Below are 13,606 nucleotides of genomic sequence, written 5' to 3'. Positions count from 1 at the left end.
GTACCAAGGCGCCGCGAGAACCCATGATATGCGAACTCGTGGCCACGCTCGGTTTGATACTTGCGACCAAGAAAGCGATCCCGCAGTTCAGCGAACTGCCGATGCATGTCCTCTCGGCCAGCGCGAAGTTTTTCGATGTCCTCGGGTTTGAAGTAGCAGACCATTTGCTCGACAAGGCCTTGATGATGCCCCGGCGACGTGGCCAGGCGACTAGGAGTGGGTGTTGATGTCCTGCTCAATGTGCCGTGCTGATTCCAGAATGTCGTCGAAGCTCGGCGGAGTGCCGAAGATCATGGCCGCCGTATTGGCATAGTCGCGCGTGAGCGCGTCCACCATCTTGGGAGCGGGTGCGATCGCGAAGCTGCCCGGGACTGCCGAGGCGAGGTCATAGTCGGGACGATCGAAAAACATTCGTGCGTGCCGCACACAATCGGCGCCAAGATCGAGATCGCCGAGCGCGGCCTTTCCGGTCTCGGATCCGAGAAGACAGTGCAGGTCATAATAGTGCCGAGACACCCGTTGGCCTTCCTGCCGCAGTTCGCCGCGCCGCTCATACCAGCGGCGCAATCCATGGGCGATCACTACCTTGTCCCAAAAGGTGCGGGTCGCCTCGATCGTGGTCACGTCGGCGACGGTGAGATCAATGCCTGCCGCTTCCTCCGCGACATAGGGCGTGATCGTGATGGGGCGATCGGGATCGAGCGCCGATTTCGCCCCGGACTCGAGGCGTATGACCGGTCGCACATAGGCGCCATCACGCGGCTCGACCTCGGGATACCAGAGCAGCAGGGTCTGACCATCGGCATCGGCTTCGTCGACTTCCACCCGGCCGGCGCCGTTGGTGATGTCGGCAAGTTGAGCGGTGAGGAAGGCTCGCAGCGGGCCGGTGATATACGCACGGCAGGCGTCCCGGATGGCGTCGAGCTTGGCGCGGCGCTTCTTGTTCGACAGTTCCTCAAGCTCTTCGACGGAGGCAGCCTCGTCGAGATCGTCGCGGAACACGGTAACGTCGATGTCCTCGGAAAAACGCTGGATTAGGCCATAGCCTTTTGACAGCGACGTCCCGCCCTTGAAAAGCAGCCGTGGCTCCCCCGCAGGCCGTTCGTGGTAAAGCGAATTGAGGGTCCAGCAGACCCAGAAATCCTTTTCGACATTGCCCACCGGAGCTCCGATCCGATTGGCCGTGGCGAGAAACAGGTCGAGCCGGTCACGTGGGGATGCCGCGATGATCTGGCGGTAAGCATCGGTACTCATGGCTTCGCCTCGTGCGGGTCCGCCCTCAGGATTTCGCGGAGGAACTCCTGCATCCAGATCGGCACGGCGGAGAGACCGGCGCGCAGATCCTCTCGAATGGCCTCGCCGTGCTTGGGGTCGGCAAACAGGCGGCGCAACGTCGCCTGGATACGCTTCCGTTCGCCCTTCTGGGTCAGCATGTCCTGCATCCAATGCAAGGCCTGGACGACCCGCATCCCCGGCCGATCCGCCCAATAGAGGCGGCTAGGGGCAGCGTATTTGAAGTGGATTTCCTGCGTGCCGAGCTTGATTGGCTTCAACCGCGCATCGACCAGCACTTCTATCCGGGCGGGGACGGCGGTCGTCAGGCCGAGGTCGTTGGCGGCCGTCATACCATCGATGACGGCGCGCGCCCGATCGCGGCGCGTGACGGCGCGGATCACAGCGCGATAATCCGGCACGGTGGCGCGGCCAGTCAGGTTGTTCGTGCGCGGCCGGTCATAGAGGCCTCGGTCGATCCGGCGCAGCTCCCGGGCGGCCGCCAGGCGCTGCAGGGTTTTGTCCACGGCGGCGCGCGCGCCGAGATCGACGAAGTCGCCGGGGGTCCAGACCTCGTCGGGTTTGGACTCAATGCGGGCAAGCAGGCGCGAGCGAAGATCGGTATCGGGCTCAACTATGGGCATGTCCGAAATATGCTACAAGTTTCGGACAGAGACAAGGTATGAGTCCGAAATATGCTACAATTTTCGGACACCCCGTGGCGCCCAAAACTCCAAAAATGAACTCACATTCTCGTATTGAAGGATATGGCCCGCGCTCTGGACTATCAGAGAGCATCGAATGCCCCTCCTTCCGCAGGGGCACGACATCATCCCGGTTGACTCTTAGCCCAAGCGAGAACAAATGTAGAACCTATCACAGGTTTTCCGCGTTTCAAGGGTCAGATGAGTGTATCGGCGCCCCCTGCTGCCATTTCCGAGCTTCGAGAACGCATCGCGCGTCTCGAAGGTGGAAATGCACGCGAGCGTACGGTTTTGCCGTTCGGAGTGGCCGCGATTGACAGGGTCCTGCCGGGAGGGGGATTGGCTTTTGGCGGTCTGCATGAGGTCGCGGGCGGAGGGAATGGCGCCGTCGACGGCGCGGCCGCGGCACTGTTTGCGGCCGGCATTGCCGCGCGCACTGTCGGCAAGGTGCTGTGGTGCGTTACCCGGCCCGATCTTTTCGCGCCGGCAATCGAACAGGCCGGTCTTCCTCCGGGGCGGGTAATCTATGTCGAAGCCGGCGACGAAAAATCCATTCTCGCCTGTTTCGAAGAGGGTCTTCGCGGAGGTTTTGGCGCTGTCGTTGCCGAGATTGCCCGGCTTTCGATGACGGCCTCACGGCGGCTTCAGCTTGCCGCCGAAAGCTCCGGCGCCATCGGCATCGCCATTCGCCGCTGGCGGCGCCAGGAGGCAACCGATTTTGGCCAGCCAACCGCCGCCGAGACACGCTGGCGGGTGTCGGTCCTGCCGTCGACACCATTGCCGGTGCCGGGGATTGGACGGGCGCGCTGGCAGCTTGAACTGATCCGATGCCGTGCAGGAGAAAGTGCGGATTTCACAGTGGAGGCTTGCGATGCCAAGGGTCGTATCGCTCTTCCTTCCGATGTGGCCGACAGACCGCTTCAGAAGGAAATCGGGCGACGCCGCGCCTCCGCCTGAGACGCCGCTCGTCCTTGTCGGCCGCGATGGACGTCGCCGTGTGGTGCTCGCCACTGACGCTGCAGCGCGCGCAGCCGGCCTGCGCATCGGCATGCCGGCGAGTAAGGCGCAGGCGCTCGTTCCGGGTCTTGTCGTTCATGATGCCGAGCCCGAAGCAGATGAGGTGGCGCTCGAGCGATTGGCGCTGTGGGCGCTGCGCCGCTACGCGCCGATCGTCGCTGCCGATCCGCCGGATGGCATCGTGATCGACACGACCGGCGCCGATCATCTGCATGGCGGCGAGGCGGCGATGCTTACCGATATAGTGGAGCGACTTGGCGCGTCCGGCTTCGCCGCGCGTGCCGCGGTCGCTGACAGCTGGGGTGCCGCCCATGCGCTAGCGCGCTTCGGCACCCGGGCCACGATCGTCGCGCCAGCCGGCAAGACAGCGAAGGCGATCCTATCATTGCCGATCGCAGCCCTTCGCCTGCCCGCCGTGACGATCGATGGTCTGCGTCGGCTCGGCTTCGAGACAATTGCGGACCTCGCCGCTACGCCACGCGCGTCGCTCGCCTTGCGTTTCGGACCGGAACCCGGTCGCCGCCTCGACCAGGCGTTTGGGCGGGTGAGCGAACCGATCGAGCCGATCCGGCCGGAGGAAATCGTCGAAGTGCGCCGCAATTTTGCCGAGCCTATCGGCGCGGCAGAAACAATCGCGCGCTATACCGGCAAGCTGGTCGCTGAACTGTCCGCCTCACTCGAGACGCGGGGTCTTGGCGCACGCCGGCTCGATCTTCTGTTCTTCCGCGTCGACAATCGCATCGAGGCGATCCGTGTCGGCACGGCAACGCCGGTTCGCGATATGAAGCGCCTGACCCGGCTGCTCACCGACAAGATCGACACCATCGATCCCGGATTTGGCATCGAGCTGATGCGGCTTGCCGCGACGGCCGCCGAGCCGCTGCGGGCGAAACAGACGATCTCTTCACTTGCCGAGGCGCCAGAGCCGGACGTCTCGGATGTGCTCGACATCCTCGCCAACCGTGTCGGCGAGGACCGGCTCTATCGCTTCGCCCCGGTGCAGAGCGACGTTCCCGAACGGTCGGTTCAACGTATTGCGCCGATGGCGCCTGATACCGGCGAGGGCTGGCCCGGCCATTGGCCGCGACCGTCGCGGCTGCTGCCGCGGCCCGAGCCGATCGAGACGGTAGCACTTCTTCCCGACCATCCGCCCGTGACCTTTACCTGGCGCGGCGTCCGCCGGCGCGTGAAGCGGGCGGACGGTCCGGAACGCGTGTTCGGGGAATGGTGGAAGCGCGACGCCGAGCTCGCGGCGGTGAGGGACTATTTTCATGTCGAGGATGAGAACGGCGAGCGCTACTGGGTCTATCGCGCCGGCGACGGCGAAGACGCCGCGACCGGATCGCATAAATGGTTCATGCACGGGATCTTCGGATGATCGGCGGAATTCGATATGCCGAGCTGCAGGTGACGTCGCATTTCTCGTTCCTGCGTGGAGCATCATCCTGCGAGGAGCTGTTTGCGCAAGCCGCACTGCTCGGCATCGAAGCGCTCGCTGTCGTCGATCGCAATTCGCTTGCCGGCATCGTGCGCGCCCACGAAGCGGCGAAGGCGACAGGCGTCCGGCTGATCGTCGGCTGCCGTCTCGATCTCGCCGATGGCGTGTCGATCCTGATCTATCCGACCGACCGACCGGCCTATTCGCGCCTCTGCCGTCTGCTGTCGCTCGGCAAGGGCAGGGCCGGCAAAGCCAAGTGTCATCTCGAATGGGATGATGTCGTCGCCTATGGCGAAGGACTGATCGCGGTCCTGGTGCCGGACGAAGCGGATGATCTTTGCGCCGTTCGTCTGCGGCGGCTGCGCGACGCCTACGGCGATCGCGCCTATCTGGCGCTCACCTTGCGCAGACGTCCGAACGACCAGCTCCGGCTTTACGAGCTGGCTAACCTGGCGGCCGCGATGGGGGTGCCAACCGTCGTCACCAATGACGTGCTGTTCCACGAGCCGGCCCGCCGCATGATGCAGGATGTCGTCACCTGCATTCGCCATAACGTCACCATCGATGACGCCGGCTTCCGGCGCGAACGTCATGCCGATCGCTACCTCAAACCAGCCGACGAGATGGCGCGTCTGTTCAGCCGTTATCCCGAGGCCCTGGCGCGCACGGTCGAAATCGCCGGCCGCTGCCGGTTCTCGCTCGACGAGCTCGCCTATCAATACCCCGAGGAAAAAACGATGCCGGGCCTCACGGCGCAGCAGGCGCTGGAAAAACTGACCTGGGAAGGTGCGGCCCGCCGCTATCCCGAGGGCTTGCCCGACAAGGTGGTCGGCATCCTGAAGCACGAGCTGCGGCTGATCGAGACGCTCGAATATGCGCCGTACTTCCTGACCGTCAACTCGATCGTCCGCTTCGCGCGCAGCCAGGACATCCTTTGCCAGGGCCGCGGCTCGGCCGCCAATTCGGCCGTCTGCTATGTGCTGGGCATCACCTCCATCGATCCCGAACGCAACAACCTCCTTTTCGAGAGGTTCGTTTCGCAGGAACGGCGCGAGCCGCCCGACATTGATGTCGATTTCGAGCATGAACGGCGCGAGATCGTCATGCAGTGGGTTTACGAGACCTACGGTCGCGATCGCGCAGCATTGTGCTCCACGGTTATTCGCTATCGCACCAAAGGTGCTGTCCGCGATGTCGGCAAGGCGCTCGGCCTGCCCGAGGACATGACCAAACTTCTGTCCTCGCAGGTCTGGGGCCATGGCAAAGCGGTCGATGAGCAGCGCGCCGGCGAGCTCAATCTCAATCTCGGCGATCGCCGGCTGCGGCTGACCCTTGAACTCGCCGAGCAACTTGCCGGCACGCCGCGTCATCTATCGCAGCATCCGGGCGGCTTTGTCCTGACCCATGATCGCCTTGACGACCTCGTGCCGATCGAGCCGGCGGCGATGAAGGATCGCCAGGTCGTGGAATGGGACAAGGACGATATCGACGCGCTGAAATTCATGAAGGTGGATGTCCTGGCCCTGGGCATGCTCACCTGTATGAAGCGGTCATTCGATCTCCTGTCCGAGCACAAGGGCATTGTCCTCGATCTGGCGACGATCCCGGCCGAGGATCCGCGTACCTATGCGATGATCCGCAAGGCCGACACGCTTGGCGTGTTTCAGATCGAATCCCGCGCGCAGATGTCGATGCTGCCGCGCATGAAGCCCAGGACATTTTACGACCTTGTCATCGAGGTTGCGATCGTTCGACCTGGTCCGATCCAGGGCGACATGGTCCATCCCTATCTTCGCCGGCGGGACGGGACGGAAGAGGTGACGTTTCCGACGCCGGAGCTCGAGCGCGTGCTCGGCAAGACGCTCGGCGTCCCGCTGTTTCAGGAGCAGGCAATGCAGGTCTCGATGGTCTGCGCCGGCTTTTCCGCCGGCGAGGCCGATCAGCTGCGCCGCGCCATGGCCACCTTCAAGCACACTGGCGGCGTCTCGAAATTCCGCGACAAGCTGATCAACGGGATGATCGCCAACGGCTACACCCCGGAGTTTGCCGAAAAGACCTTCTCGCAACTCGAAGGGTTCGGCAGCTACGGCTTCCCCGAAAGCCACGCCGCCTCCTTCGCGCTGATTGCCTACGCCTCATCCTGGATGAAGTGCTGGCATCCGGATGTCTTCTGTGCCGCGTTGCTGAATTCGCAGCCAATGGGTTTTTATCTGCCGGCCCAGATCGTGCGCGACGCTCGCGATCATGGCGTCGAGGTGCGTCCGGTCTGCGTCAATGCCAGCCGCTGGGATTGCACGCTGGAGCCGACCGATGGCGAAGACCGCTTCGCTGTCCGGCTCGGCCTGCGCATGGTGAAGGGGCTCGCCAATGATGACGCGGCCGCAATCGTCGCGGCGCGGGCCGACGAACCCTTCCTCTCGGTTGACGATCTCTGGCGCCGCGCCGGCGTGCCGGCGGCGTCGCTTGTGCAGCTCGCCGAGGCCGACGCCTTTCTGCCGGATATGAACCTTGCCCGCCGTGATGCGCTCTGGGCGATCAAGGCTCTGCGCGATGAACCTTTGCCGCTGTTCGCGGCCGCCACGTCCCGTGAACAGAAAACGGTGCCTGAGATCCACGAGCCTGTCATCACGCTCAGGCCGATGACGGCCGGGCGCGAGGTTGTCGAGGATTATGGCCATGTCGGGCTGACCTTGCGCAGCCATCCGGTGTCGTTTCTACGCGCCGATCTACGCCGGCGCCGCATCGTGACCTGTCAGGAGGCCATGCAGGCGCGAGACAGAAGCTGGGTCCAGGCCGCGGGCCTGGTGCTAGTGCGGCAAAGGCCGGGCTCGGCCAAAGGCGTCATGTTCCTCACCATGGAGGATGAGACCGGCGCCGCCAACGTCGTTGTCTGGGTCAAGGTGTTCGAGAAATTCCGGCGCCTGCTTCTTTCGTCGGCCATGCTCGGCGTGCGCGGCCGCATCCAGCGGGAAGGGGAGGTGGTGCATCTCGTTGCCCACGAGTTGACCGATCTATCGGCCGAACTCGCCAGCGTCGGAAACCGCGACACGCCATTTCCACTGCCACACGGCCGCGGTGACGAGGCCCATCATGGCGGATCGGGCGTTGATCCGCGCGGCATGCCGAAAACGCGCGATATCGTCGATCCCTACGAGAACATCGACCGCATCAAGGTGAAGACGCGGGATTTCCGGTAGAGACATGGAAACGCTGGCGACAATTCTCCATGCGGATCTCGATGCCTTCTATGCGTCGGTCGAGCAATGCTGAACCCATCCCTGCGCGGCAAGCCGATCGCCGTCGGTGGCGGTGTCGTACTCGCCTCCTCCTACGAGGCGAAAGCCTTTGGCGTTCGCGGCGGCATGCTGGGACGGCGGGTGCGCGAGCTCTGTCCACACCTGATTTTCGTCGGCGGCAACTTCGCAGAATACCAGCGCCTCGACGACGCCGCGATCGCGATCCTCGGCGACTACACGCCGCTCGTCGAGCGCATCTCGATCGACGAGGCCTTTGCCGATGTCGCAGGCTGGACGCATCCCTCGGCCGGCGCCAGGCTGTTCTTGCTGTCCAAATACTCGCCCGACCTCAACCCATCGAGAAGCTCTTCGCCAAGCTCAAGCATTGGCTGCGCAAGGCTGCCAGGCGAACAGTTGAGGCCGTCTGTTACGCCATCGGCCAAATCCTCGGCACCGTCACTTCAACCGAGTGCAGAAATTATGTCATAGAGGTCGGCTATGCCCCAACCTAAATTCATCCCGCCCTAAGTCTAGGAGGAGAGCTACGAGCGTCCGGCAGCCGGTTCCCATGGAAGAACATTTCTTCGCGATCGTATTACTCAATTGGGTCATGCCCGCTTCGGCGCTGGTAAGTAGTTTCCGATCGGCAATGAATCTCAGCGCGCCCGCAGTTTCGCGTTTGGCTAAGGAGGGTGAAATGTCGCGCAAGCTTATCTACGCACTCGCACTGTGGCTGTCCCCGCTCTCTGTTTCCGCCGACTCCCTGACGATTCAGTCGGTCAATATGACCCCTATTATCCGCGTCGCCCAAGATGACTCTTGGAAAGAGCAATTCTGTCCGAGGGGGATCGTGGAAGTAGAAGCCTGTGTCTTCCAGCAAAAAGGTTGCGATGCTGGTACCATCGAAGGATGTTGGGAAGTCTGTGGGCTAGAGCATTACCTCAAGGGTGGCGATCAGTGCTAGTGCAGGAGGCGCGACGACTGGTGATCGCCACAGTCTTCATCACTGCGCTTGTTGCAGGAATCCTGCCGATCCGCGCCGAGACAATCTATGACGCCTGTCCTAACCAGCATCTATGTGGCGCCACAACCTGTGAGGCAAATTACACGTGCTGCCCACTCGGTTACCCACTGCTAAACACCAACGACTGCCGCTGTTACACAGACGATACGGACACATCAAGCGGCAACTTCGTCGCCTGCTCTGCAGAAACCTACTGACCGCACAACAAGAGGTGAGCGGAGCCAATGCGAGCTTACAGGGGAGGAACGTTATGAGGATCAGAACATGCGTGCTCAGTTGCTTGATATTGACCTCGGGGTGCGCCACAGGGGGAGTATCAAACTCGGACGTCCAATCGTTCGTCGTAAGCGCTGTTCTCAGGCCACGGCCTTGAGCTCAGGGTAAGCGCTGTTCTCAGGCCACGGCCTTGAGCTCAGGCGCCCGGATGTAGGCCTAGGGCAGCAAGTCGTCATCTGGCTGTTCGGATGGCCGTTGACGATCCTGGTGAGGACGTTGGCGAGATAGCCGAGCGGCTCGACACCGTTGAGTTTGCAGGTTTCGATGAGCGATGCGATGACTGCCCAGTGTTCGGCACCGCCGTCCGAGCCCGCGAAGAGCGCGTTCTTGCGGTTGAGCGCGATTGGACGGATTGAGCGCTCGACGGTGTTGCTGTCGATCTCGATGCGGCCGTCGTCAAGGAAGCGCGAGAGGCCTTGCCAGCGCGAGAGCGTGTAGCGGATCGCCTCGGCGAGCTTTGTCTTCTGGCTAATCAGGCCGAGCTTCTCGCGCAGCCAGGGTTCGAGATCGGCGACAATAGCGCGGCTATTTTCCTGACGCATCGCACGGCGTTCATCGGCCGATCGGCCGCGGATATCGTCCTCTATTCTGTAGAGCTCGGCGATCCGTCTCAGCGCCTCGCTGGCGATCGGCGCGGGACCCGCTGCCGCCAGTTCATAGAAGCGTCGGCGAACGTGCGCCCAGCAGAAGGCGAGCGTCACGCCGCTCTTGTCGGCCAGCACACGATAGCCGCCATAGCCGTCGACCTGCAGGATTCCAGTGAAGCCTGCGAGATGAGCGATCGGACGCTCGGCCTTCCGATCGGGTGCATAGACATAGGCGACGCCCGGCGGGTCGCTCCCCTCCCATGGTCGGTCATCGCGGGCATAGGCCCAGAGCTGCCCGGTCTTGGTCTTGCCGCGGCCGGGATCGAGCACCGGCGCGGTCGTCTCGTCGGCAAAGAGTTTTGGTGAAGTCTTCAATTTGCCAAGTAGCCGCTCATGCACCGGACGCAGGTGCCAGGCGGCGCGGCCGACCCAGTCGGCGAGCGTGGAGCGATCGAGATTGATGCCCTGCCGGGCGTAGATCTGCGCCTGACGATAGAGCGGCAAGTGATCGGCATATTTGGAGACCAGCACCTGGGCGACCGTCGCTTCGGTCGGAAGACCACCTTCGATCAGCCGGGCGGGCGCCGGAGCCTGAACGACAACGTCCTCGCAGGCGCGGCAGGCATATTTGGGCCGGCGCACGACGATCACACGCAGCTGCGACGGCACGATGTCGAGCCGCTCGCTCATGTCCTCGCCGATGCGATGCAGACCATTGCGGCAGCACGGGCAGGCTTGATCCTCGATGTCGATGACCATCTCGACGCGCGGCAGATGGGGTGGCAGCGCGCCCCGGTTCGCTCGGCGCTTTGCGACACGCGCCTGACGTTCTCCAAGAGTGGTCTGTGCCTGCTCTTCGTCACCCGCGGCCTCGATCTGTTCGGCTTCCTCAAGCCCCAGCAGAAGCTGGTCTTCGGGCAGCGTCTCGGCACGCCGGCCGAAGCGGTGGCGCTGCAATTCCTTGATGATTTGGATCAGCCGGGCGTTCTCGACGTCGCGCGCCAGGACCATCGCCTTCAGCGCGTCCGGATCGTCGGGAAGCTGGTCAGCAGTCATCGCCATGACCGGATCAGACCATATTCGCCGACAGCCCGCGACAGCGGAATCCAGACTGATTCACTTCGTCGCGGGTCAGCCGGCCTGGGCTGGAACGCGGGTCCGGCGCGCCTCATGGACGCGCCGCCAGTCGAGACCTTCGAGTAGCGCCGAGAGCTGCGCGGCCGTCAGCCGCATCATGCCGTCATGCACTTTCGGCCAGCGGAACTCCCCATCCTCCAAACGCTTGGCATAGAGGCAGACGCCGGTGCCGTCCCAGAAGATCAGCTTGATCCGGTCTGTCCGCTTCGCCCGGAAGACGTACACGGCCCCGCTGAACGGATCGGCTCCCATCGTCTCTCGCACCAGCGCCGCCAATCCCTCCGCACCCTTGCGGAAGTCGACCGGCTTCGTCGCCACCATGACCTTGACCGCACCCGTCGGCCCGATCACGACGTCGCCTTCAGCGCGCGGATCACTGCGGCCACCGTCTTGGTATCGGCGCCCCGGCCGACGCGCATCGCGACGCCGTCGATCTCAAGCTCGATCATGCCGGCATCTCGGGTGGCTTGCCGTTTCCGCTGCTTCGGTGGATGCCTGGCTACAGGCTCCGGCGCCGTCACAACCGCCGGCACAAAGGCAGGAGAATCTTGCTGCACCGAAGCGACCTGTTTGCGCGCTTCGCGGCGCCAGGCGAAGACCTGCTGCGGCCTGAGGCCATACCGGCGGGCGACCTCGGAAACGACTGCGTTCGGCTCCAGCGTCTCCGCGATGATCCGCGCCTTGTCATCCACCGACCAATGACGCCGACCGCCGGCACCGTTGATCACCTCGAAACGCCGAGGCTGCCGATCCGGGTCAAGCGTAAGGTCAAGTCCAGACACAAGCCGATCTCCGATCCCAATACTGGATCGGCAACCTCACAGATCGCGACCACTCCCGAAAGGTGGTCCCACAACAGCGCTTACCGTTCGTCAACCGTCCCGGCCGTCACAAACACAAATTACCGTAGGTACAATCCTCCCAGACAACGGCAGTCCGCGCCGCCGCCGCGCAGGCAGGCACCCACATACACCTCGCAGCAGGACTGTCCCGCGGGAAGAACATCTTGGGGTGACTGTGTAGCAGTCTCAGCACAGTAGCCTGAGGAGCGGCGGCCTCATCCTCTTCGGCCAGTTGCTCGAAATACGCCTTCGGCAAAGGCCATGACCCTGGGAGAACTATCGACCGTTCGAGAGCCTAGTGAGAAGCGTTGCTAGCTCAGACTGCCGATGCGTTTGCGTCTTTGCGAAGACGGATTTCAGCTGGTTACGCGCGGTCTCATAGGAAACGCCAAGTTCGTCCGCAGCCGCTTCAACGCCCTGTCCTGAGCAAATCTTTCTCGCCAGCCTCGCTTCGGACATTGTCAGGCTGAAGCAGGACTGCAGCACGGCTTCAGGCGGAGGTGGTCTCGCGTCAGGATCAACAGGGACGACGACAGCTTGGCACGGCGCGAGCGCGTTGTAGGAGACTTTCGGAAGTCGCAACGGATAGGCGAGGAGCGGCCTCCCTTCGAGTCTGGGCAGCGGCACGGGAGGCATCGATGCGGCTGTGTCCGGCGAACACAGGAGCGCTCTCAGGGATCGGTCGAGAGCATCTGTCGCGGTCCGCTCAAAGGAGACCAAACGTCGGCGCGTGATCTGAAGGTCTCGTCCTAGAAGCCTTTCCGCCGAAGGGTTTGACGTGAGGACATTGCCACTCCTGTCCAACATTATGGCGGGCGTTTCGGTGGCGCTAAATGCATCCAGTGCCGCGTCGACCCTCGCGAAGCCGATCGCTCGCGCAACTGCGGCCGCAGAGCCCAGCTGTTTCGAAAGTTCCGCCAGCTGTCTCATTTCGTCTGGCGTGAACGGACCCTGTTGGATCGACCGTTGCAACGACAGCACCCAGAACTCGTCCGCTGCGGCGACCTTGACGGCCGCATAACGCTGCAGGCCGAAGGGGGCGAGGAATTCCTGGTAGTATGGATGCTTGGCGATCTCGTCGGTCGTGAAGAGGTCGAACTCCGAGGTGACCCCTTGCCGATCGAGGATGTTGAGGCCGCGATACCGCTCGTCGCGATTAATCCAGCCATCGCGGACGTAGGTCTCCAAAACGGGGGCCATCGAGCGGCTGCATGGTACGAGTGGCAGATGCCCCCTCATATCGAAGAGCAGCGCTCCGGCGCTTCCGGTGGCCTTTTCTGCCACGTCCATCGCGGCATCCCAGCGCGAGGGATCGACGGCTGCCTCGGCAAAGACATTACCGATCGCGTCAAAATCGAAAGCTGCGCCCATTGCTGTCCCCCTTGAACCTGCGAAACAGAGCTTGGCAATGCTTCACAGAGCCAACACGCAATGCCCCAGGGCGTAGGCGTAAATGACACCCGTGGGTACACGTCGCCTCACCCCTATAACCATACGCTCTTCCACGCCGGTTGCGAGTCCGACGATTGGACTTGCTCATAACCCAAATGGGTCAGGCGCGGTCGTTGGTAAGCGGCTAATATGTTTTGCCGTGTCAGGAGATTTCGGTGTCATCGCCAAGATGCAAGGGGCCTGAGGAGGTGAGCTGGGTTGGTCGCGATCGCGGGCAGCAAGGTTACTCGCAACGCCGGCGCGGCAGCAGGGACGATTGAACCGCTGTCTGGAACAAATGTGGGCTTACTACGACACCATGAGATGGGTCAGTGGTCAGGAGCGCTTATGCGACGGAGAGCAAACAGTCTCATCTTATCACGATCCTATCAGAACGGAGGGCTGGCATGAAACTGCGAATTTTCCAGTGGGCCGTAGCTTTGAACTGCGTGTTTGGGGCGGCATCCTTGCCATTCGCGGCATTAGCCCAACAGAGCGAAACTGACCACGCGACAAGCGTCGCGATGGTTGGATCAATTCCTTGGCAAAATCCACGAAGTGCTTGGGATCGGCATCGGACTTTAACCGTGTCGGACCAGCGGTGGTATCCCCCCGGTTGCCGAAACAAGAGAAGTTTCGCGG

9 protein-coding genes and 3 pseudogenes are annotated in these 13,606 nt (G+C 62.9%); 6 read left to right on the top strand and 6 right to left on the bottom strand.

Features of this window, described 5'->3' with window-relative positions; genetic code table 11:
* Positions 1 to 210: 210 nt before the first annotated feature.
* Together NKH70_RS25370 and NKH70_RS25365 are read right to left on the bottom strand one after the other, a co-directional pair.
* Positions 211 to 1,254, bottom strand: coding sequence for a nucleotidyl transferase AbiEii/AbiGii toxin family protein (locus tag NKH70_RS25370; RefSeq protein ID WP_353026335.1), 1,044 nt, complete (start codon positions 1,252 to 1,254; stop codon positions 211 to 213).
* Entirely contained in the window at positions 1,251 to 1,916 is a 666-nt protein-coding gene (locus tag NKH70_RS25365; RefSeq protein ID WP_353026334.1) for a DUF6088 family protein, read from the bottom strand. The genes NKH70_RS25370 and NKH70_RS25365 overlap by 4 nt, the downstream gene beginning before the upstream one ends.
* A gap of 261 nt (positions 1,917 to 2,177) precedes the next feature.
* Between NKH70_RS25365 and NKH70_RS25360 the strand changes: the two genes are divergently transcribed.
* From NKH70_RS25360 to NKH70_RS25335, 6 genes and pseudogenes are all read left to right on the top strand, one after another.
* Complete coding sequence (locus tag NKH70_RS25360; protein WP_353026333.1) at positions 2,178 to 2,933, top strand: ImuA family protein; 756 nt, start codon at positions 2,178 to 2,180, stop codon at positions 2,931 to 2,933.
* Positions 2,848 to 4,371 carry a Y-family DNA polymerase gene (locus NKH70_RS25355; RefSeq protein ID WP_353026331.1) on the top strand — a complete coding sequence of 508 codons (1,524 nt, stop codon included), beginning with the start codon at positions 2,848 to 2,850 and terminating at the stop codon, positions 4,369 to 4,371. The genes NKH70_RS25360 and NKH70_RS25355 overlap by 86 nt, the downstream gene beginning before the upstream one ends.
* Positions 4,371 to 7,628, top strand: a complete 3,258-nt coding sequence (locus NKH70_RS25350) for an error-prone DNA polymerase (RefSeq protein ID WP_502908398.1) — start codon at positions 4,371 to 4,373, stop codon at positions 7,626 to 7,628. Before NKH70_RS25355 ends, NKH70_RS25350 begins: the two co-directional genes overlap by 1 nt.
* A 4-nt stretch (positions 7,629 to 7,632) precedes the next feature.
* Positions 7,633 to 7,967, top strand: a pseudogene (locus NKH70_RS25345) (Y-family DNA polymerase); the annotation flags it as partial.
* Between the two features lie 9 nt (positions 7,968 to 7,976).
* Positions 7,977 to 8,179 (top strand): annotated as a pseudogene (locus NKH70_RS25340) (IS630 family transposase); the annotation flags it as partial.
* Between the two features lie 56 nt (positions 8,180 to 8,235).
* Complete coding sequence (locus NKH70_RS25335; protein WP_353026328.1) at positions 8,236 to 8,631, top strand: hypothetical protein; 396 nt, start codon at positions 8,236 to 8,238, stop codon at positions 8,629 to 8,631.
* A 453-nt stretch (positions 8,632 to 9,084) separates the two neighbouring features.
* Here NKH70_RS25335 and tnpC read toward each other — a convergent pair.
* From tnpC to NKH70_RS25315, 4 genes and pseudogenes are all read right to left on the bottom strand, one after another.
* Positions 9,085 to 10,616 (bottom strand): annotated as a pseudogene (tnpC, locus tag NKH70_RS25330) (IS66 family transposase).
* Positions 10,617 to 10,685: 69 nt separating this feature from the next.
* Positions 10,686 to 11,042: an IS66 family insertion sequence element accessory protein TnpB gene (gene tnpB, locus NKH70_RS25325; protein WP_023709031.1), complete on the bottom strand. Its 357-nt coding sequence runs from the start codon at positions 11,040 to 11,042 to the stop codon at positions 10,686 to 10,688.
* Positions 11,039 to 11,473 carry an IS66-like element accessory protein TnpA gene (gene tnpA, locus NKH70_RS25320; protein ID WP_352905057.1) on the bottom strand — a complete coding sequence of 145 codons (435 nt, stop codon included), beginning with the start codon at positions 11,471 to 11,473 and terminating at the stop codon, positions 11,039 to 11,041. Before tnpA ends, tnpB begins: the two co-directional genes overlap by 4 nt.
* Before the next feature lie 336 nt (positions 11,474 to 11,809).
* Positions 11,810 to 12,904 carry a helix-turn-helix transcriptional regulator gene (locus NKH70_RS25315; protein ID WP_353026326.1) on the bottom strand — a complete coding sequence of 365 codons (1,095 nt, stop codon included), beginning with the start codon at positions 12,902 to 12,904 and terminating at the stop codon, positions 11,810 to 11,812.
* Between the last annotated feature and the right edge of the window lie 702 nt (positions 12,905 to 13,606).

The sequence above is a fragment of the Mesorhizobium sp. M0991 genome, from assembly GCF_040318915.1.
Lineage (GTDB): Bacteria > Pseudomonadota > Alphaproteobacteria > Rhizobiales > Rhizobiaceae > Mesorhizobium.
This window is presented reverse-complemented; position numbering and strand designations above follow the sequence as displayed.

Bases quoted from the DNA above. Each gene is read 5' to 3' on its own strand.
- NKH70_RS25370 (WP_353026335.1), bottom strand. From the start codon at position 1,254: ATGAGTACCGATGCTTACCGCCAGATCATCGCGGCATCCCCACGTGAC.
- NKH70_RS25365 (WP_353026334.1), bottom strand. From the start codon at position 1,916: ATGCCCATAGTTGAGCCCGATACCGATCTTCGCTCGCGCCTGCTTGCC.
- NKH70_RS25360 (WP_353026333.1), top strand. From the start codon at position 2,178: ATGAGTGTATCGGCGCCCCCTGCTGCCATTTCCGAGCTTCGAGAACGC.
- NKH70_RS25355 (WP_353026331.1), top strand. From the start codon at position 2,848: ATGCCAAGGGTCGTATCGCTCTTCCTTCCGATGTGGCCGACAGACCGC.
- NKH70_RS25335 (WP_353026328.1), top strand. From the start codon at position 8,236: ATGGAAGAACATTTCTTCGCGATCGTATTACTCAATTGGGTCATGCCC.
- NKH70_RS25315 (WP_353026326.1), bottom strand. From the start codon at position 12,904: ATGGGCGCAGCTTTCGATTTTGACGCGATCGGTAATGTCTTTGCCGAG.